This is a genomic window from Paraburkholderia azotifigens (assembly GCF_007995085.1).
Lineage (GTDB): Bacteria > Pseudomonadota > Gammaproteobacteria > Burkholderiales > Burkholderiaceae > Paraburkholderia > Paraburkholderia azotifigens.
The window spans coordinates 1379559-1401591 of record NZ_VOQS01000001.1; the positions used below are offsets into that span (position 1 = coordinate 1379559).

The window sequence follows — 22033 nt, forward strand, 5'->3', positions numbered from 1 at the left end:
CTCTCGCCACTCTCACGAGTGAAACCGCGCGGCAGAGCCGAATGGACCAACCGCACTAACGTGCATGGGGCCCAGGTAAGCGCTAAAGCGCTAACTTGGGCCGACCGCACTAACCTGCATGGGGCCCAGGTAAGCGCTAAAGCGCTAACTTGGGCCGACATTGGAGACATCATGGGCGTAGCCGGCAAACACTTTCCATCGCATGGTCAAGACGCACCGAACGACGCGTCGAACACCGCTGCGCAATCCACCGCACCGGCGAACCCCGCTGACGAACGCATCCGCAAGGAATCGTTCTTCGGCCATGTGCTGAACCGGCCGGAATTCGCCGCGATCTCCGGCACCGTGCTGGTGTTCCTCGTCTTCGCGATCAGCGCGGGCGGCTCGGGGATGTTCAACCTCGACGGCGTGATGAACTGGTCGCAGGTGTCCGCGTATCTCGGCATTCTCGCCGTCGGCGCGTGCCTGCTGATGATCGCCGGCGAGTTCGATCTTTCCATCGGCTCGATGATCGGCTTTGCGGGCATGATGGTCGCGATACCCTCCGTCTACTTTCACTGGCCGATCTGGGCCGCCATCATCTTCGCGTTCGCCGGCTCGATGGCACTTGGCGCGCTGAACGGCTATCTCGTGATGCGCACGCGCCTGCCCTCGTTCATCGTCACGCTCGCGTTCCTCTTCATTCTGCGCGGCCTGACGCTCGCGCTGTCGATCATGGTCGCGGACCGCACGATCATCTCCGGTGTCGGCGATCTCGCGCAGTCCGATGCCGTGACCAATTTCCTGTTTCATGGCGTCGCGCTTCATGGCCTCTTCACGAGCCTCGCGCACATGGGCATCGGCGCGCTGCTCGACAACGGCCAGCCGCTCGTCCCCGGCATTCCGAAAGTGCTGCTGTGGTGGTTCGCGCTGGCTGCGGTGGGTGCGTTCGTCCTCGCGAAGACGCGCTACGGCAACTGGATGCTCGCCGTGGGCGGCGATGCGAATGCCGCGAAAAATGTCGGCGTGCCCGTGCGCCGCGTGAAGATCTCCCTCTTCGTGCTGACGGCTTTCTGCTCGTGTCTGTTCGCCGTGCTGCAGGTGTGCGACATCGGTTCCGCTGCCGCCGACCGCGGCCTGCAAAAGGAATTCGAAGCGATCATCGCTGCCGTGATCGGCGGCACGCTGCTGACGGGCGGTTACGGGTCGGTCGTGGGCGCCTGCTTCGGCGCGCTGATCTTCGGCGTCGTGCAGATCGGCATCACCTATACGAACGTCAGTTCCGACTGGTTCCGCGTATTCCTCGGCGTGATGCTGCTGATCGCGGTGCTGTTCAACCATTATGTGCGCCGCCGCGTGGCGCAGTCGTAATCGACAGGGGAAACGATCATGTCCGACACTCTCAAGCAAGACGACGTCATCCTGTCGCTCGAAAACGTCAGCAAGTATTTCGGCAAGGTGATCGCGCTGTCAGGCGTCACGCTGCGTCTGAAGCGCGGCGAAGTTCACTGCCTGCTGGGCGACAACGGCGCAGGCAAGTCGACGCTCATCAAGACGCTCGCGGGCGTGCACCAGCCCTCTTCCGGCGACTATCTGGTGGACGGCAAGAAGGTGAACTTCGAATCGCCGAGCGATGCGCTCGATATGGGCATCGCCACCGTCTATCAGGATCTCGCGCTGGTGCCGCTCCTCTCCGTCGCGCGCAACTTCTTCATGGGCCGCGAGCCGCAGAAGAAGCTGTTCGGTCTCGTCAACGTGATGGACCTCGACACGAGCGCGCGCATCGCCCGCGACAAGCTCGCCGAAATGGGCATCATGGTGCGCGATCCGCATCAGCCGATCGGCACGATGTCGGGCGGCGAGCGGCAATGTCTCGCGATCGCGCGAGCGATCCACTTCGGCGCGCGCGTGCTGATTCTCGACGAACCGACGGCAGCGCTCGGCGTCAAGCAGAGCTTCAACGTGCTGAAACTGATTCACAAGGCGCGCGCGAAAGGCATCTCCGTGATCTTTATCACGCACAACGTGCACCACGCGTATCCCATCGGCGATTCGTTCACGCTGCTCAATCGCGGCAAGTCGATGGGCACGTACACGAAAGAGACGATCACGAAGGACGAAGTGCTCGACATGATGGCAGGCGGCGCGGAGATGCAGAAGATGATCAGCGAACTGGAAGGCGCGGAAATCTGAGCCCTGGCGCTCTCCTTTTTGCCTACAGCACAACCGGGACACACACATGGCTCTTACCAGCACACCCACGGCTCGCGGCGCGAGCCGCTTCGCGGCGGGCCGCAGCCGCGACATCATCTGCCTCGGACGGCTAGCCGTCGATCTGTACGCGCAGCAGGTCGGCTCGCGCCTCGAAGACGTCGCGAGCTTCGCGAAGTATCTGGGCGGCTCGTCGGCGAACATCGCGTTCGGCTGCGCGCGGCTCGGCCTGAACGCGTCGATGCTCGCGCGCGTCGGCAACGACCACATGGGCCGCTTTCTCACCGAGACGCTCACGAAGGAAGGCTGCGACGTCGAGCACGTGCGCGTCGATCATGAGCGTCTGACGGCTCTCGTGCTGCTCGGCCTGAAAGACCGCGACACGTTCCCGCTGATTTTCTATCGCGAGAACTGCGCGGACATGGCCGTCGATGAAAACGACTTCGACGAGGCTTACATCGCGTCGTCGAAAGCGCTGCTCATTACGGGCACGCACTTTTCGACGGCACAGGTGAACCGCACGAGCCGCCGCGCGCTCGACTACGCGCGGCGCAACGACGTGCGCACCGTGCTCGACATCGACTATCGCCCCGTATTGTGGGGACTCACGGGCAAGGCCGACGGCGAGACGCGCTTCGTCGCGAATGACGGCGTCAGCGCGCACATCCAGAGCATCCTGCCCCTCTTCGACCTCGTGATCGGCACGGAAGAAGAGTTTCGCATCGCGGGCGGCATGGACTCGCTGATCGACTCGCTCGCGCAGGTGCGCAAGGTCACGCCCGCGACGCTCGTCGTGAAGCGCGGGCCGCTCGGCTGCCAGATCATCGAAGGCGACGTGCCCGCTTCCATCGACGACGCGCCGGTTCAAGGCGGCGTCGAAGTCGAAGTATTGAACGTGCTCGGCGCGGGCGATGCGTTCGCGTCGGGTTTCCTGTCGGGCTGGCTGCGCGACGAGCCGCTCGAAGCGTGCGCGCGTTCGGCGAACGCAAGCGGCGCGCTCGTCGTGTCGCGCCACGGCTGCGCGCCCGCGATGCCGACGCCCGCCGAACTCGACTACTTCCTGCGCGAAGCGAAAGCGGACCCGGCACGCATGCGGCGTCCAGATCGCGACGCGACGCTCGCACGGTTGCATCGCGTGACGCCCGCGCGCAAGACTTATGACGAAGTGCTGGGCTTCGCATTCGATCATCGCAATCAGTTCTTCGAACTCGCGCAGCAGACGGGTGCGGACCCGGCGCGCATTTCGGCGCTCAAGCGCCTGTTCGTCGAAGCCGTCAAGCAGACGGAAGACGCGCTCGGCTTGCAAGGCAAGGTTGCCGTGCTGATCGACGACCGCTACGGTCAGGACGCACTGAACGAGGCGACGGGACGCGGCTGGTGGATCGGCCGTCCTGTGGAATTGCCTGGCTCGGTGCCGCTCGTGTTCGATCATGGCCGCTCGGTCGGCACGACGCTGACCAGCTGGCCGCGCGAGCATGTCGTGAAGTGCCTCGTGCAGTTCCATCCCGACGAGCCGATCGAACAGCGCATTGAACAGGAAGCGCAGCTGCGCGCGCTCTATGATGCCGTGCAGGCGTCCGGCCACGAACTGCTGCTCGAGGTAATTCCGCCGAAGCATCTGGCTGGCGGACCCGACGTCGTGTTTCGCGCGCTGAAGCGGCTGTACAACATCGGCATTTATCCGGAATGGTGGAAGCTCGAACCGATGGACGCGTCGCAGTGGCAAGCTGTCGATGCGCTGATCCAGGAGCGCGATCCGTACTGCCGCGGCGTCGTGCTGCTCGGCCTGTCGGCGCCCGTCGAACAGATGATGGAAGGCTTCCGCGCGGCGGCGCAGTCGAAGACCTGCAAGGGCTTCACTGTGGGCCGCACGATTCACTATGAGCCGAGCCATGCGTGGCTCGCGGGCGAGATCGGCGACGACGAAGTGATCGCGCGCGTGCGCCGCACATTCGAAACACTGATCCACTCGTGGCGCGAGCATCGCGCGGCGGCGGGCGCGGGCGGCACATCGCATGCGGGCTCGTCGCGTAACGTTCATCAGGAGCAGGCGGCATGAATCAGCGCGTGTTGCATCATGATGTCGCAGCGTCGCCCGATGCGACTGCGCAGCCCAAGGCCGACGGCACGATCCGTCTGACGGCGGCGCAGGCCGTCGTCCGCTATCTCGCCGCGCAGCGCGTCGAAACGGAAGACGGCACGGGCACGGAGCCGCTCTTCGGCGGCGTGTTCGCGATCTTCGGGCATGGGAATGTCGCGGGACTCGGCGAAGCGCTCTATCAGCATCGACACGAGCTGCCGACCTACCGCGCACACAACGAACAGGCGATGGCGCATAGCGCGATCGCCTTCGCAAAGACCCACTTCCGTCGACGCATGATGGCCGTCACGACATCGATCGGCCCGGGCGCGACGAATCTCGTGACGGCGGCGGCGCTCGCGCATGTCAACCGCTTGCCCGTGCTGCTGCTGCCCGGCGACATCTTCGTATCGCGTGCGCCGGATCCTGTGTTGCAGCAGGTCGAGGATTTCCACGACGGCGGCATCTCCGCGAATGACGCGTTCAAACCCGTGTCGCGTTACTTCGATCGCATCGTGCATCCGGCGCAGTTGCTCAATGCGTTGCCGCGCGCGATTCGCGTGCTGACGGATGCTGCGCTATGCGGCCCTGTCACGCTGGCGCTGCCGCAAGACGTGCAGGCCACGGCCTACGACTACCCCGCCCGTTTCTTCGAACCGCGCGTCGTGAAGTGTCATGCGCCCGCGCCTGTCGAACACGAACTCGACGATGCGCTGCTCGTGCTGCGCAACGCGAAGCGCCCGATGATCGTCGCGGGCGGCGGCGTGCTGTATGGCCGCGCCACGGATGCGCTGAAAGCGTTCGCGACGCAGCACGGCATTCCCGTCGCTGAAACGCAGGCGGGCAAGAGCGCGCTCGCATGGGACGATCCGTTGAATCTCGGCTCGCTTGGCGTGACGGGTTCGCCCGGCGCCAACGAACTCGCGCACGAAGCCGATTGCGTCCTCGCTGTCGGCACGCGTTTGCAGGACTTCACGACAGGCTCGAACACGCTCTTCGCGCAGGCGCAGGTGATCGGCATCAACGCGAATGCGTTCGATGGCCTCAAGCATCGCGGCTGCATCGTGCAGGCCGATGCAAAGCTCGCGCTCGATGCATTGGGCTCGCGGCTGGAAGGCTGGCAAGCGGACGCATCGTGGACCGCGCGTGCACAACAGCACGCAAACGAATGGCGCGATATCGTGCACAAACTCACGCACGCACGGCAGCGTACGCAGGAAGGCCAAAGCGTACTCCCCTACGACGCCGACGTGATCGGCGCGGTGCAGCGTTCGGGCGCACGTTCGGCGACGGACGATATCGTCGTCTGTGCAGCAGGCACGCTTCCCGCCGAATTGCATAAGCTCTGGCGAGCGGGACGTCCGGGCGCGTATCACGTCGAGTACGGCTATTCGTGCATGGGTTACGAGATCGCGGGCGGACTCGGCGCGAAGCTCGCGCGGCCCGAGCGCGAGGTGATCGTGATGGTCGGCGACGGCAGCTATCTGATGATGAACAGCGAGATCGCGACCTCGGTGATGCTCGGCGCGAAGCTGATCGTCGTCGTGCTCGACAACCGCGGTTATGGCTGCATCAACCGTCTGCAGCAGGCCTGCGGCGGTGCGCCGTTCAACAACATGTTCGACGACTGCGTGCAAGGCGCACCCGGCGCACCTGCTATCGACTTTGCCGCGCACGCGCGCGCAATGGGCGCGCAGGCCGAGCATGTCGCGAACGTGCAGGAACTGGAAGCGGCGATGCAGCGCGCACGCGCCGCCGACCGCACGTATCTGATCTGTATCGACACCGATGCCGCGCGCACGACGGATGAAGGCGGCTGGTGGTGGGAAGTCGCCGTGCCCGAAGTGTCGCCGCGCGAAGGCGTGCGCAACGCACGCGCCGATTACGAAGCGCATATGAATGCGCGTGGCCGCAACAACGAGTGAGGAAGCGCACATGAGTCAGTTCGAAGTACGCATCGGCATCAATCCTCTGTCGTGGATGAACGACGATCTTCCGTCGCTGGGCGGCGAGACGCCGCTCGACGTCGCGCTTACGGAGGGGCGCGAAATCGGTTATCAGGGTTTCGAACTGGGCAACAAATTTCCGCGCGAACCCGAAGCGTTGAAGGCGCTATTCAAACAGTACGATCTCTCGCTCGTATCCGGCTGGTATTCGGGGCGGCTCGCGGATTTCAGCCGCAGTATCGAGGACGAATGCAGGGCCGCCGATGCACATCTGGAATTGCTCGCGAAAAACGGAGCGACCGTGATGGTGTACGGCGAAGTGCACAACACCATTCAGGGCTCGCCCTTCCCGCTCTATCAGCGGCCGCGCTTTTTCACGGACGAGCAATGGAACACGTATGCGAAGCGTCTGAATGCGTTTGCCCGCTATACGTTGAGCAAGGGCGTGCGTGTCGCATATCACCATCACATGGGCGCGTATGTCGAAACGCCCGCCGACGTCGACCGGCTGATGTCACTGACGACTGACGACGTGGGACTGCTGTTCGACGCGGGTCACATCACGTTCGCGGGCGGCGACGCGCTCGCCGTGCTGAACGCGCATATCGGGCGCGTATGTCATGTGCATTGCAAGGACGTGCGACCTGCCGTGATGAAGCTCGCGCGCAATCGCAACTGGAGTTTTCTCGATGCGGTGATTGCGGGAGCATTCACGGTGCCGGGCGACGGCGCTGTCGATTTTCCTGCCATCATCGATACGCTCAAGCGTCGCGGCTATCGCGGCTGGCTCGTCGTCGAGGCGGAGCAGGACCCTGCCGTTGCGCCGTCGTATGCTTATGCGCAGAAGGGGTATCGCACGTTGCGCACGCTCGTCGACGCGCCCCTCGATGTCGCACAGGAGGCAGCATGAGTTTGCTCGTGAAAGCGTCGCGCGAAGGTCAGACGATCGCGCGTGTCACGCCCGAATCGGCGGGCTGGAAGTACGTCGGTTTCGCTGCGTACCGGATGGAGCCGAATGAAGTGGTGCATGTGCTCGAAGCATCGCGCGAGGTGTGCATCGTGGTGATGGCGGGTGCCGTCGATATCGAAACCGATGCGCAAACGTGGTCTGCGCTTGGATCACGCGACAGTGTGTTCGAGGATAGCGCGCCCGTTGCGGTTTATTTGCCGCCCAATACGCGGGCGACGGTGCGTGCGAATCGTTTTGCCGAAGTTGGCGTAGCCAGCGCGCCTGCGAAGGGCGAGTATCCTGCGCGTTTGATCGAGCCTTCGCAGATGAAGAGATCGGTGCGCGGCAAGGGCGCGAATACGCGGTACGTGTGCGATATTCTTCCGCAGACGGAGCCTGCTGAATCGTTACTCGTTGTCGAGGTTCGCACGCCGGGCGGGCATTCGTCGAGCTACCCGCCGCACAAGCACGATACGGACAATGTTCCCGCCGAAAGCTCTCTCGAAGAGACTTACTATCATCGGCTTAATCCTGCGCAAGGGTTTGCGTTTCAGCGCGTGTATACCGATTCGCGTGATATCGATGAGTCTCTTGCTGTTGAGGATCACGATGTCGTGATGGTGCCGCGTGGGTATCATCCTGTGGTTGTTCCCTACGGGTATGACTCTTATTATCTGAATGTTATGGCAGGGCCTGCCAGGACCTGGCATTTCAGGAATGATCCTAAGCATGAGTGGATCATCGAGCGCGATTCCAAAGCGTGATTTTTGTCTGCGACGCAGTCGCCGGTCTGGGTTTTTTGCTTTTTGCTTTTTTCGCTGGCATCCGCGATTTCGCATCCGTACTTCATGCGTCGCCCCTGTGCGGGGCAATGCTCTCAACTTAAGCGTCAAAGCGCTTGTAAACGAGGCATTGCCCCTGTAAACTTGATTGCATAACTCCCTGATAAATCAACGATATGAACTCAAATACCAGCTTCCTCGAGGCTTCTGGCTGAGTTCTCCGAATTCCTGTTCGATCCGGCGCTCGCCGATCGCGTGCGTCGTTCTCCTACCGCCTTTACCCGTAATCGCACACTGACCTTGCCGCGCATGGCTGCGCTGATGATGTCGGGCATGTGCGCAAGCGTGCAGGCCGAACTCGATGCGCTGTTTGGCGCGCTGGATAAGCGCGGCGGCCAGACCCGCGCGGTCAGCGCACAGGCGTTTAGCAAGGCGCGTCGAGGGTTGTCGGCTGATCTGTTCGATCTGGCCCGCGCTCACCTGATTTCTCTGGCTCAACCCCATATCGAATCGATGCGCTGGAACGGCCTGAGGCTGGTCGCCGCTGACGGCAGCCGTCTGCGCGTGAGCACCCGCCGGGGCCATGAACTACGCGCCGATCACTACGTGTTTGCGCTGTTCCTGCCGGGCCCCGAACTGACGTTGCACGCCGCGCTTCACTCCGCCGACGGCGCCGAGCGCCAGATGTTGTTTGAAGCGCTGGATGTGCTCCAGCCGTGTACCGATCTGCTGCTACTTGATCGTGGCTTTATCGGTAACGCGATGGTGGCCACGCTGACGCAGCGCGAGATTGCGTTCTGCATGCGCGTCGATACACATAACTGGAAGTGCGTCACCGACTTCACCCGCAGCGGCGAAGCCGAGCGCATCGTGACGCTACAAGCGCCTTGCGAGCAGGATGCCCGCGACTATGAACTGGCCCGTACACCGAGCACCGTGCGCCTGATACGGGACGTCACGCCCAGCGGTCGCGTGCGTGTGCTGATGACCTCACTGCTCGATGGCCAGCGTTATCCGGCGGCGTCTTTCGGCGCGCTCTATCATCAGCGCTGGCGGGTCGAGGAAGCGTTCAAGCGCCTCAAGCACCGACTGCGACTGGAGGCCGTGACGGGGCTGGATTACCTGGCATTGCAGCAGGATCTGGGCGCAAAAATCCTCGCCGACAACCTGTGCACCTTGCTCAGTGATCTGGATGTCTCACACGATAATGTCTGTGCCAGCCGCCCTAACCGGGTGTACGCACGCGGCGTGCTCAAGCCCATTCTCGGTGCGTGTCTTCTACGCGTGCGCCACTGTCTGGAAGGCCTCGCCACGCTGCTTGCGCTCATCCATCAGAACCGATGTCGCATACAGCCCGCGCGTTCATATCCTCGACCACCCGGAAAAACCAAGCCCCATTGCCATCTCACGTACAAGTTCGCCTGATGGAATGGGGCTTAAGTTGAGAGCATTGCTGTGCGGGGCGGCACCTACTTTTCTTTGCAGCGGCAAAGAAAAGTAGGCAAAAGAAAGCCGCTCACCCCGCCAATCCTTGTGTTTGCCTGCGGGCCCTCAACGGGTCCCGCACTCCACATGGCAACGCACTTTTCCACGCGCGTTGCCAACGCCTTGAACAGGCGCATCCCCCACTCCAGTCACCCGTAGCGCAGCCAGTGGCAGCGAGCCGTCTGCGCCGCCCAGGTGGCAAACGGTGTGTAGCTTGTCGCGCCTTACGCGTTCGCGCTCCTACGACACCGATCCCGCTTTTCAGTCCGGAGTGGTGCACTTACGGCGCGACTGCCTACACACCGTTTGCCACCTGGGCGGCCGGGGACTTCCTGGTAACGCGATTCGTGACGCGGGATTGTGAAGTGGGTGAGGCGTGAATTAGTACGCGGGCAACGGGCGTGAGACAGTGCGATGCCGTCTGGAGTGCGGGACCCGTGGGGGGCCCGCAGGCAACAACTAGGATTGGCGGGGTTAGCCCGCTTTCTTTGCTTACTTTCTTTGCCGCCGCAAAGAAAGTAAGTGCCGCCCCGCACAGGGGCATTGTCCTGAAAAACCCTTGCTCCGTCGAACCCTTGCCCCGCAAGCCTTTCAGCCACGTCCCCACTTCCTGAGGGAAATCCGCCTATTTTGCGGGACACCGACAGGACACTTTTCGCGGCATTTCTGCATGGCGTGCACATGGCTGCTTCGAATCTGGCAGTTCTGCCATTTTCGCGTCAGCATTGGGGTTTCCAGCGCCCGTCAGGGTTTACACCGGGAGAATCATTACACCCGGGTTACGCTTGTGCGACACGGCTTTCAGCAATCGAGTCCTGTCGTTTCTACCTTCACCTTATTTCTGCTGTTGATTCGACCGGAATATGTGTCCTAGCCTGTTCGTCATATGCAAGGAAATAACCTGACAGGAAGGGGACAAGGGGACAGTTCGACACGAGCGCGACGAGCGCTTTTTTTTGAACCGGCCAGTATGGCATTTGAGACACCACGTCGGTATAGCGGCAATACCTTTCGACTGACCAAGGTCAATCATCCCTTCTTTTGTCGTTGCTATAGTGGCGCGCAACTACAGTGCGGAGGCACATATGACCACCAGGCAACACGCGTCGCAATAGAGGAAGCCGCAAACGAAGCCGGTTCAAAAGGAGCCTCGTTCGAAGCTGGTAGACGGTCTGGAGTACGAGGCCGCGCGCAAATGCCAGAAGGTTGCAATCTCACTGGAGAGAAAGCTGCTCGCGCGCGTGGACAGGTACGCAGACCACCATGGCCTGACCCGTTCCGGCCTGCTTTCGATCTCGGTGAGCATGTTCATCGACGAGCTACTTGTTCGAAGGCAGGAACGAAATGGAAACGAGGACCGAGGAAGTCATTACGGAGTTCGAGATTGATCGCGCGCTAATGGCAGCCGTTGTTCGTTGCGCGCACGAACGTAACGTCACGCCCCAGGCGTTGATGGCTGAAAGTCTCAGAAAGTTGATGGACCGGTTGCAGCCGGAAGTTGACGGCGATTGTGGCGCGCCTGACCGACGCAGACGACGCCAGGCGAACAGCACGAAGCTCCACAGCAAGGGAGACGGTCAGACGTTTGCGCTGCTCAAGCTCAAGCGGCTGGAGTGATTCAGATTCAGACTTGTCCTATAGCGACTTTGTGCGACCCGCGCCTACATTGAAGCCCCGCCCAGCATTTGCGGCGCGAACCCCGAGGCCGATCATGCCTCAATGTCGGCCATTTTCGCCCGCTGCATGCGGGCTTTTTTTCGCCGTCCGGTTTTGCGGATTTAGACCGCAGGCAATCAGAAAAGACCTATTTGTTGCTTTGTCGCGCACCTTTGCAAATCTCGACAGAAATTTCTGATTCATTCAGATAGGTTTGCAGATTCGTTTAATTTGCATAACCAATAAAAATGAATCGAGAGAACTATCGACTGGTCTTTAGCCGTTTGCGCGGCATGCTCGTCGCGGTCGAGGAAACCGCGACGGCGTCAGGAAAATCGGCCGGAGAGACACGCGCGACGGACCGCGCATCGAAGTCTGCAACCTGTTCGTCGCTGCGCCGCCTGGTTGGCCTACTGCTCGCCATCGCGCCAGCACTTGCCTTTGCGCAGATCGTCGCAGGCGGCGCGCACGCGCCCAACGTCATCCAGACGCCGAACGGTCTTGAACAGGTGAACATCAATCGGCCGTCTGGCGCGGGCGTGTCGGTCAACACCTACAACCAGTTCGACGTACAGCAGCGCGGCGCGATTCTGAATAATTCGCCGACGATGGTGCAGTCGCAACTCGGCGGCATGATTAACGGCAATCCGAACTTTGCACCGGGTCAGGCTGCGAAGGTCATCGTCAACCAGGTCAACAGCGCAACAGCATCACAACTGAACGGCGCGCTCGAAGTCGCGGGCCAACGCGCGAACGTGATTCTGGCGAATCCGTCAGGCATTTCGGTCAACGGCGGGACATTCGTCAACACGAGTCGCGCGACCCTGACAACCGGCACGCCGAATTACGCGGCGGACGGCTCGGTGTCGGGCTTCAATGTCACAGGCGGCAACATCACCGTTAGCGGCGCCGGTCTGAACGCGTCGAGCGTCGATCAGGTTGATTTGCTGTCCCGCGCCGTGCAGGCCAATGCGGCTGTCTACGCGAAGACAAACCTGAACGTCGTGACGGGCGCGAACAGTGTTGACTACAACACGCTCAACGCCACGCCGATTGCAGGCGATGGCGCAGCGCCTGGCGTTTCGATTGACGTGAGCAATCTGGGCGGTATGTACGCCAATCGCATTGTTCTTGTCGGCACGGAAGCAGGCGTCGGTATTTCACTCAAGGGCATCACGGCTGCGCAATCGGGCGACCTCGTGCTGACTACGGCGGGCAAGCTGGTATTGGCGGGCCAGACGAACGCAAGCGGCAACATCGTTGCGAACGCGAACGACGGCATCGACAACAGCGGCACAACCTACGCGCAGCAGAATGTCAGCCTGACCACGTCCGGCGCGCTGACGAATAGCGGTATGGTTGCCGCGCAGCAGAACACGACGGCAAGCGCCGGTTCGGTGAGTTCGACCGGCACACTTGCGGCGGGCGTGAATGGCGACGGCTCGCTCGCGCAGTCGGGCGATCTGAATGTGAGCGCATCCGGCACCGTCACGGCGACCGGCAGAAATGTCGTGGGCGGCAATGCAAGCGTGAGCGGCGCGGCGGTCAATCTCGCGGGCGCGACCAACTCCGCGAACGGTGCGCTCGCACTGGCGGCGAACAGCGGCGATCTGAACCTGTCGGGCGCGACCACGACCGCGGGCGGCACGCTAGACACACGCGCGGCGGGCACGTTGACGAACGACAACGGCGCGATGTCGTCGGGCGGCGCGCAGACCATCACGGCCGGCGCACTCTCGAATCACAGCGGGCAAATTGTTTCGGGTAGCACGCTGACGGAAAACGTCACGGGCACGACGAACAACCAGGGCGGCACGATGCAGGCCGCGGGCGCGCTCGCCTCGTCGAGTGGCTCGCTCGAAAACTCGGGCGGCATCATCGCCTCGCTGAATGCAGACGGTGTTTCCATCACGGCCACCGGCCTGCTCAACAACGGTGCGGGCGGCTCCATTGGCGGCAATGGCGTGGTCACGTTGCAAGGTGCGCAGATTGCGAACGCGGGTTCGATTACGGCGGTGCAGTCGCTGATTGCGCGCGCCGTGCAGACCCTGTTCAACAGCGGCACGTTCGCGACCAATGCGGACATGACGCTTTCGGCTGGCACGACCCTCGCGAACGCCGGCCAGTTCGGCGCGGCCCGTGCGCTTGCGCTGTCGGCTGCGACGTTCAACAACAGCGGCGGCACGGCGAGCGCCAGCCAGTTCACGCTGCACGCCGCGAACCTCGTGAATCACGGCGGCACGATCACGCAGACCGGAACCGGCGCGACGACGCTCGACGTGACCGGCACGCTCGACAATTCCGCAGGCGGCACCCTGCAAACCAACAGTACGGACCTGACGCTCGCGCCGGCCACGCTCGACAACGACGGCGGCACGATTACGCACGCCGGGACCGGCAAGCTGTCGATCAATGCAGGCAACGGCGCTGGCGCAATCTCAAACGTCGGCGGCAGGATTGCCACGAACGGCCAGGCTTCGATCCAGGGCGGCGGGCTGAATAACACGTCGGGGTCGATCATTGGACAGAACGGCCTTGCGGCAACGGTCGGCGGCGCACTCGATAACACGAACGGCAAACTGCTGTCGAACACGGATACCGCCATCGCGAGCGGCACGCTGACCAACAACGGCGGCCAGATCGGTGCAGGCACGAAGGAAACGATCAGCACGGGCTCGCTGACGAATAGCGGCGGCTCGATTGTCGCGCCCGACCTCACGCTAACGACCGGCACGACGCTGGACAACAGCGGCGGCGACATCGAGGCGAACCAGCTTTCACTGAACGCGACCGACCTGCTGAACCACGGCGGCACGATTACGCAGTATGGCGAGTCAGCAACTGGCTTCGATGTGAGCGGCACGTTCGACAATTCGAACGGCGGCACATTCCAGACCAACAGCACTGATCTGACGCTTGCGCCTGGCGCACTCAATAACGACGGCGGCTCAATCATCGACGCCGGTACAGGCACGCTGACGCTTGCCCCCGGCAATGGCGCGGGCAGCTTCTCGAACGTCGGCGGCAAGATCATCGCGGCGGGCCAGATTGCCGCGCGCGCCGGCAGCCTGAACAACGCTAACGGCGTGCTTGCAGCACAAGGCAAGATCGCCGCGAACATCGCGGGCGACCTGAACAACTCGCAAGGCTCGGTCCGCTCGCTCTCGTCGCTCTCGCTCGCGAGCGGCGGCACGCTGACGAACACGAACGGACAAATCCAGTCCGGCACGGGCGCGACGGGCGACACGAGCACGCTCAATGTGCAGGCCGCTTCGATCAATAACACGAACGGTCTCGTCGGCAACCTCGGCACGGGCGATATGACTGTGCGAGGCGGCAGCCAGACCGTCAACAACGGCGGCGTGATAACCGGCAACGGCAGCGTTACCGTTGATACGTCGGCACTTGTGAACACGCAGAACGGCCAGGTGAGCGGCGCGGGCGTCACGGTGCAAGGCGATACCGTCGACAACAGCGGCGGCAAGATCGGCAACTTCGGCGCCTCGAATGGCGATGTCTCGATCACGACGACCGGCGCGGTCACGAACGCGAGCGGCCAGATTGGCTCGACGCATAACCTCGCCGTGAATGCCGCGACGCTCACGGGCGGCGGTAGCTACAGCGCAGCCAACGATGTCGCTGTGACCGTTCAGGGCGATTTCGCACCCACACCAGATGTCCAGTTCAACGCCGGTCACGACCTGTCCTTTACCCTGCCGGGTACGTTCAGCAATGGCGCACTGGTCGAGGCGGCGAACAACCTGAACGTCAACGCGGGCGATGTGCAGAACAGCGGCGTCATGATGGCGGGCGGCACGCTCGCGACGCATTCGAACACGCTGGAAAACACGGGAACGATGGTCGGCAGCAGCGTTTCGCTGAACGCGACGCAGAGCCTGTCGAACACGGGGCCGACCGCGCTCATTGGTGCGACCGACAGCAACGGCACGCTCGAACTGCTGTCAAACGACATCGAGAACCGTGACGACACCACGGCGACCGATACGCAGGCGACTACGGCGATTTACGGTCTTGGCAAGGTGGTGCTTGCAGGCGGCAAGGACGCGAACGGGAACTATACGAACGCGAGTCTTATCCGCAACCAGTCGGGCCTGATCGAATCGGCCGGCGACATGGAATTGCACGCCGGTCAGGTGACGAACACGCGCACGACGATGACGACCACCGGTCTGAACCAGCCGGTGGACCCTGCGCTGCTCGACAGCCTCGGCATCAGCCTGTCGGGCTGTATCTCTACGGTTGCCGCCGCTTGCACTGCCGGTCATCCTTTTGTCGGCTGGATTAACGGCGATGCGAGCCTCATAGGTGGAATGCCGGTCGATCCGCCGCACGGCGGTCAGTGGAACAGTGGCTGGCAGTACACGACTTATACGGGCGTCGCGGTCGCGAACCTGATCGCGGGCATCAGCCCCCAAGGACAGATCATCGCCGGAGGCAACATGGATGCCTCTTCGGTCGGTCTGTTCCAGAATTACTGGAGCGCGGTCGCGGCGGTCGGCAACATCGCCGCGCCCCAATCGCTCGACCAGAATAGTTGGCAGGGCCAGTCGGCACCGGGCGTACAGGTCACATACTCCGGCTACTACCACTACCGCAACTACGACGGCAGCATTCCCAACTGGACCTTGCCGTTTGGCGATGCGCCGTTCTCCGGCTCCCATCCGGGCGGATACACGCAGGCCGCGCCCGCCGACATCCGCAACTACGCGCTGCCGTCGTATGAGTCGAGTTTCGTCGCGGGCGGTACGCTCTCGGGCAACGGCATCAGCATCGACAACACGGCGGGCAACGCGGGGGTTCCATCGCTCAATCTCGCGCCCGGTCAGGCTATGTCGGGCGTGAATATCAACGGCATCAGCGGAAACGCGAGCGGCGGCAAATCGGGCGCGGCGTCGGTCAATGGCGGCGGCGGCATGGTCAATCCGGTGATCGCCAACGCCACGGCGCAGAACGTACTGCAAAACCTCTCGATTCCCCAGGGTGGACTGTTCCGCCCCGTCACCGCACCGGGCGTGAACTATCTCATCGAAACGAATCCGGCGTTCACGAACCAGAAGACGTTCATTTCGAGCGACTACTACCTGCAACAGCTTGGCCTGAATCCGCAGACGACCGAGAAGCGCCTGGGCGACGGGTTTTACGAACAACAACTGGTTCGCAACCAGATTACGTCACTGACCGGCAAGGCGGTACTCGGCCCTTACACAGACCTTCAAGGGATGTACGAGTCGCTGCTTGCGGCGGGCGCGTCGCTGTCGAAGTCGCTCGACCTGCCGCTTGGCATGAGCCTGTCGCCTGAACAGGTGGCGGCCCTCACGAGCAACGTCATCATCATGCAGACCGAGACCGTCAACGGGCAGCAGGTACTTGTGCCCGTCGTCTATCTCGCGAAGGCCAGCCAGCAGAACATGAACGGCCCGCTGATTGCGGCGACCGACATCGACCTGAAGAACGCGCAGACCTTCACGAACAGTGGCACCGTGCAGGCGAGCAACGCGTTGTCGATCCAGGGCAACCAGATCGACAACGCGTTCGGCGCGCTGCAAAGCGGCGGCCTCATGTCGCTGACGACCAAAGGAAGCGTCGACCTGACTTCGGCTACCGTGAATGCGGGCAGTCTCGCACTGAATGCAGGCGGCGCCCTGCTGCTGAACACAGCGGTCAAGGCCGTCGAGCAGGTCAGCGCGACGGGCGCCACACGAACCACATCTACGCTTGGCCCCATCGCGAACCTGAATGTCGCGGGTAATGCGGTCATCGTCACAGGCGGGAACGTCGAGCAGAACGCGGCGAACCTGAACGTAGGCGGAAGTCTCGGCATGTTGGTCGGCGGCAACTATGATATCGGCTCGGTGCAGACCGGCGAACACAAGGTTGTCGCGCGCGCGAACGGTGTGTCAAATACCGACCTCAACCAGACGACCGGCAGCTCGATCAAGGTTGGCGGCGTGTCGGCTATTGGTGTCGGTGGCGACCTGACGGCGACGGGCGCGAATCTCAATCTCGCGGGCGGCGGCACGCTTGCAGCGAATGGCAACGTGACGTTGCAGGCTGCTAAAGCCACCTCAACGGTTGATAGCAACAGTTCCGGCAGCGACAGCCACGGCAGCTACTCGGAGTCGTTGCACCGCTCGGACGATACGCTCACGGCAACAGCGCTCAACGCAGGCAATTCGCTGACCGTGGCATCGGGCAAGGATATCAACGTCACCGGCAGCGCGATCAGTCTCGACAAGGGAGCGGCGACGCTTGCGGCGACGGGCAATGTCAACATCGGCGCGGCGACGGAAACGCACGTCGACAATTCACAGGAGCAGCACAAGCACAGCAACGTCGTGAGCGGCAAGGAAGTCTCCAGTTCGAGCAACACCACGGCCACGCTCTCACAGGGCAGCATGGTTTCGGCCGACGCCGTGACCATCGCCAGCGGCAACGACATCAACGTAAAAGGCAGCACGATTGTCGGCACGAACGATGTCGCGCTGAGTGCCGCGCATGACGTGAACATCACGACGACGCAGGACACCATGCAGTCGTCCAGCAGCTATCAGGAGAAGCGCACGGGCCTTGGCACGAGCGGCCTGACCGTGACTGTCGGCACCAACAAACTCGCGACGACGAATGAAGCGTCGAGCGTCACGAACAACGCGAGTACGGTCGGATCGCTGAACGGCGACCTGTCGATCAACGCGGGCAACACCCTGCACGTCACGGGTAGCGACCTCGTCGCGGGCAAGAACCTCGCCGGTACGGCGGCGAACGTCATCATCGACGCGGCAACCGATACCTCGCATCAGGCGCAGACGCAGAAGACAAGTAGCAGCGGCCTCACGATTGGTCTTGCGGGTTCGGTCGGCGATGCGATCAACAACGCGTATTCCGAAAGTCAGGCGGCGAAGAATTCGACCAGCACCGGCAACGACCGTGCGGCCGCGCTGCACACAATTGCTGCGGCGGGCGATGTCGCCTTGACCGGCCTGACATCGGCGGGCGTGACAGCGGGCGGCAAGCCGGATATCGGCATCAAGGTCAGCATCGGATCGAGCAAGAGCGAAAGCCAGTCGTCCGAAGACCAGACGACGCACCGCGGTTCCAGCGTGCAGGCAGGCGGCACGGCCGGATTCGTGGCGACGAACGGTGATGTGACTATCGCCGGGTCGAACGTGAACGCGAACGACGTCATTCTGGCGGCAAAGAATCAGGTGAACGTCATCAACACGACGGACACCGATTCGACGCGTAGTTCGAACAGTTCGAGCAGCGCGAGCATTGGCGTGCAGTACACCCTGGGTGGCGGGTTTGGCGTCTCGGCTGCGATGGCGAATGCGCATGGCGATGCCAACAGCGACGCGTCGATACAGAACGCGTCGCATGTGAACGGCGCGAACAGCGTCACTGTGATCTCGGGCGGCGACACGAACATCATCGGCTCGCAGATCAACGGCAAACAGATCGCGGCCGACGTGGGCGGCAACCTGAACATCACGAGCGTTCAGGACGTGACGAACAGCGCCGCGCACCAGAGCAGCGTGGGCGGCGGATTCACTATCAGCCAGGGTGGCGGTAGCGCCAGTTTCAGCGCACAGAACGGCCATGCCGATTCGCACTATGCGGGCGTGAACGAACAGGCCGGCATCAATGCGGGCGATGGCGGATTCAACGTCAACGTCAGGGGCAACACGGGCTTGACTGGCGGCGTGATATCGAGCGCGGCCGACGAGTCGAAGAACAGCCTGAAGACCGGCACGCTAACGTTCAGCGACATCCAGAACCAGTCGCACTACAGCGCGAACAGCAATGGCATCAGTGCGGGCGCGGGCTTTGGCGGCAACACGGGCAAGGCGGTTGGTCCTGGCTCGGTTGGCGGCTCGGGTGGCGTCACGCCGATGATTTCGCAAAACGACAGTGGTGATTCGAGCGCCACGACGCGCAGCGCGATCAGCGCGGGAACGATCAACGTGTCGAACGGTGCCAGCCAGACGCAGGACATCGCGAGCCTGTCGCGCGACACGACGAACACGAATGGCACGGTTGCGAAAACGCCGGACGTGAACAACATCCTGAACCAGCAGGCCGACACGATGCAGGCGGCACAGGCTGCCGGTCAAACGGTCTCGCAAGGCATCGGCGCGTATGCGGACATGAAGCGCGACGACGCGGCGGCAGCCTACAAAGCCGCTTCTGACCGCGGCGACAGCGCAGGCATGGCCGCGGCGGCGGCTGACTACAACAACTGGAAGGAAGGCGGTGATTCGCGGGCCGAACTGCACGCCGCCGGCGGCGCGCTGATTGGAGGACTTGGCGGCGGGAGTGCATTCAGCACGATTGGCGGCGCGGCTGGCGCGGGCCTGGCGTCGAAGATGGCCGGCACGCTGAACGATATCTCCAAGGGTGTCGCATCGGCGACGGGGTCGGACCTGATTGGCAACCTCGCCGCCAATATCGCGGCGGGTGTAGGCGGCGCTGCGGTTGGTGGTACAGCGGGTTCGGCAGTGGCGTCGAATGTCCACCTGTATAACCAGTCAGTCGATGATGAACGCGCTTTGACGGGCGACCCTGGGAAGAAAACATCGTCACTGTTCTCCCTTGCGATGCAAGGCATTGCGAACGGCTTGAGCGCTATCATTGGCATGGGCGGCGGCGTCCCGCCCGCTGCTAGTCCGGGCGCCGTTCTCGCCGAAGGGGCAACCAGCTCGGCGCGCCCTGGTGTATCGGGGTATGTCCCGAGCAATGCAACGCTTAACAGCAACGGCGATGACGCTCAGGTGACAACGAGCAACAATTCAGACGCTTCGCTTCCAACGGGCAGTAAAGCGAACCAGTTTAACCAACCAAAGAGTCCGTCATATCAACCAAGTCGGAACACAGCCGCGAATGTTGATGGAACTGATTATTCTGGACATGCGTTAGATCGAATGCAGGATCGTGGATTGACTCCATCCGTGATCCAGAATGCAATTGACAACGGTGTGCCTACTCCAAGTCGTGGCGGGACAACCGTCTACTATGATTCGACGAACAACGTCTCCGTAGTAACAAGTGGTTCGGGCAAGGTGGTGACCGTCAAATATGGGAAGTGATATGAAAACAGCAAAAATTCTTGCTCTTGCCGAAACAGCGGTGGACGATCATTTCAAGTATGCACGCTTCGTGAAGGAATCTGAGCATCATCAGGGTGATGTAAGTCCTTTCGCGAACGAAGAGAGCATGGCGGCGTATCAAGCTTGCTGGTTTGAGCTCGAGATCGTGAATGCGCTGGCGCTCGACGAGTGGGAGTCAGAGGGAAGACCTGACACCTGGCTCGACTCTTGGAATGAACGCTATAAGCAAGATGCGAAGGAGCTCGTTGGAAAGTTGTGTTCGTTACTTTCTTGACAGCATAGCTAATGAAAGACGTGAAAACGAATATTCAGGGAATCGCGGCACATCCCAATATCGTTGTGTCGTTACTGTCCGGCCCGTCATTAGGGGCGCATACAATACTTTCCTACTTCGAGGACGAAGTACGCAAAGGCAAGGTCTTTCGGGCTGGTGAAACAGTTCAAATGGGTTGGTTGATGCTCATGCTCAAAGCGACTGATGCCGGTGAACTGGAAGTTTGGGAGCCGCGTTTTGGTGCGATTCCGATAGTTTGGGAACGTGGCGCGAGCAGGACGTACAGGCAGCTAATCGTTCAGAAAAGCGTAGCCGAACAGTTGGGCGTTGAACCCTCGTTCCCCTCACTAGTCCAGTCCGCTGTAGTTTCCCCAAATTTCGAAACTTCGCGGGATTTGCTGATGTCGCGGGAGCCATCAACGGGAACCGACTCGGGTTGGCTGTTCGCCGCTGACTCAAACGAGTCTGAAGGGGGCCGCTTGGTCTCGTTGTTCGAGATTGCAAGCAAGCGCCCTGAAGTGATTCCGTTCCTGGCGTTGCCACCTTCAGCATCTGTGGTACTGAAGGACGGTCGCGTAACAATCAAACATGGCGACGAGGAAGTCAGTTCAGATTCTAGTGAACTACTGAGGCGACTGCCGGCAAGTGACCTTATCGCGGCAACCTGAGTAGCCGAAATCTAGCTCTAGAGCGTGTTAGGCACTTTTGGTGAGGTTTCCGAAATGGACGAGCATCAGAACGGCAAAGATGACGAAGTGAAGCCCGGCAAGTGTTTCTGGCAAGCGCTCGTAATCGCGCGCGAGTCGACGAAAGCGATTCAACCAGCCGAAGCTGCGCTCTACAACCCAGCGGCGCGGCAACAGGACAAAGCCCTTTTTCGCTTCCGCCAGTTTGATCACTTGAAGCTCAATTCCCTCGTCAAGCGCGGCCTGCGCAGGTTCCTCGCCGGTATATCCCTGATCGGCAAACGCGACTTTCACTGTCTGGCCGGTGGCCTGCTGGACCTGACGCGCAAGCTCGCCGACCTGTGCACGCTCCTGTTCATTGGCTGGTGTTACATGCACAGCAAGCAACTGCCCCAGAGTATCGACGGCCATATGGACCTTGCTGCCTTGTTTGCGCTTGTATCCGTCATAACCGGCTCGCGGCCCGCTCTCGCACGTCGACTGCAGCGTGCGCCCATCGAGAATCACCGCGCTGGGCTGCCCCTGGCGCCCCTGTGCGACTCGTATGATCGAACGCAAATCGCTGACCATGGCCTCGAAACAACCCGCCTGAATCCAGCGTTGCGTTTGCTGATAGACCATCTCCCACGGCGGGAAGTCATTGGGCAACAGGCGCCAGGGTGCACCCGCGCGCACGATCCAGCGAAGCGCGTTGAACATTTCGCGCAGTTCGTATCGACGCTGCGGTGCGTCTTTGTTCATCAAGGTCAAATACGGCGCGGCGAAGTGCCATTCTTCATCCGATACATCCGTTGGGTAGGGGCGGCGTTTGCTCATTCCGCCAGGTTACCAGGTTTGGCAGCAAGTGCCTAACACGCTCTAGA

At 61.9% G+C, this 22033-nt stretch carries 12 protein-coding genes; 11 read left to right on the top strand and 1 reads right to left on the bottom strand.

All coding sequences use genetic code 11. The features are described from left to right. Window positions 1-171: 171 nt before the first annotated feature. The 11 genes from FRZ40_RS06065 to FRZ40_RS06115 all read left to right on the top strand — a co-directional run bounded on the left by FRZ40_RS06065 (window position 172) and on the right by FRZ40_RS06115 (window position 21152). Entirely contained in the window at window positions 172-1350 is a 1179-nt protein-coding gene (locus FRZ40_RS06065) for an ABC transporter permease (protein ID WP_028370523.1), read from the top strand. A gap of 18 nt (window positions 1351-1368) precedes the next feature. Beyond that, the gene (locus FRZ40_RS06070) at window positions 1369-2172 is read left to right on the top strand and encodes an ATP-binding cassette domain-containing protein (RefSeq protein ID WP_028370524.1); all 804 of its coding nucleotides are present in this window, start codon (window positions 1369-1371) and stop codon (window positions 2170-2172) included. Between the two features lie 46 nt (window positions 2173-2218). Continuing rightward, the gene (locus FRZ40_RS06075; RefSeq protein WP_147233633.1) at window positions 2219-4249 is read left to right on the top strand and encodes a bifunctional 5-dehydro-2-deoxygluconokinase/5-dehydro-2-deoxyphosphogluconate aldolase; all 2031 of its coding nucleotides are present in this window, start codon (window positions 2219-2221) and stop codon (window positions 4247-4249) included. Continuing rightward, a complete protein-coding gene (gene iolD / locus FRZ40_RS06080) occupies window positions 4246-6195 on the top strand; it encodes a 3D-(3,5/4)-trihydroxycyclohexane-1,2-dione acylhydrolase (decyclizing) (protein ID WP_147233634.1) in 1950 nt (649 codons plus the stop codon). Before FRZ40_RS06075 ends, iolD begins: the two co-directional genes overlap by 4 nt. A gap of 10 nt (window positions 6196-6205) precedes the next feature. Continuing rightward, window positions 6206-7126 (top strand): myo-inosose-2 dehydratase, encoded by a 921-nt coding sequence (gene iolE / locus FRZ40_RS06085; RefSeq protein ID WP_028370527.1) that lies wholly within the window; start codon window positions 6206-6208, stop codon window positions 7124-7126. After that, window positions 7123-7929, top strand: coding sequence for a 5-deoxy-glucuronate isomerase (iolB, locus tag FRZ40_RS06090; protein ID WP_028370528.1), 807 nt, complete (start codon window positions 7123-7125; stop codon window positions 7927-7929). Before iolE ends, iolB begins: the two co-directional genes overlap by 4 nt. Window positions 7930-8175: 246 nt before the next feature. Beyond that, window positions 8176-9372: an IS4 family transposase gene (locus FRZ40_RS06095; protein WP_147233635.1), complete on the top strand. Its 1197-nt coding sequence runs from the start codon at window positions 8176-8178 to the stop codon at window positions 9370-9372. 1404 nt (window positions 9373-10776) lie between these two features. After that, window positions 10777-11049: a hypothetical protein gene (locus FRZ40_RS06100; RefSeq protein WP_147233636.1), complete on the top strand. Its 273-nt coding sequence runs from the start codon at window positions 10777-10779 to the stop codon at window positions 11047-11049. A 287-nt stretch (window positions 11050-11336) separates the two neighbouring features. Beyond that, window positions 11337-20189, top strand: coding sequence for a two-partner secretion domain-containing protein (locus tag FRZ40_RS06105; RefSeq protein WP_147233637.1), 8853 nt, complete (start codon window positions 11337-11339; stop codon window positions 20187-20189). Window position 20190: 1 nt separating this feature from the next. Then, entirely contained in the window at window positions 20191-20484 is a 294-nt protein-coding gene (locus tag FRZ40_RS06110) for a hypothetical protein (protein WP_147233638.1), read from the top strand. A gap of 11 nt (window positions 20485-20495) precedes the next feature. Beyond that, entirely contained in the window at window positions 20496-21152 is a 657-nt protein-coding gene (locus FRZ40_RS06115) for an immunity protein Imm33 domain-containing protein (protein ID WP_147233639.1), read from the top strand. A 27-nt stretch (window positions 21153-21179) separates the two neighbouring features. On the opposite strand, the gene FRZ40_RS06120 is transcribed toward FRZ40_RS06115, so the two are convergent. Beyond that, complete coding sequence (locus FRZ40_RS06120; RefSeq protein WP_147233640.1) at window positions 21180-21986, bottom strand: IS5 family transposase; 807 nt, start codon at window positions 21984-21986, stop codon at window positions 21180-21182. Between the last annotated feature and the right edge of the window lie 47 nt (window positions 21987-22033).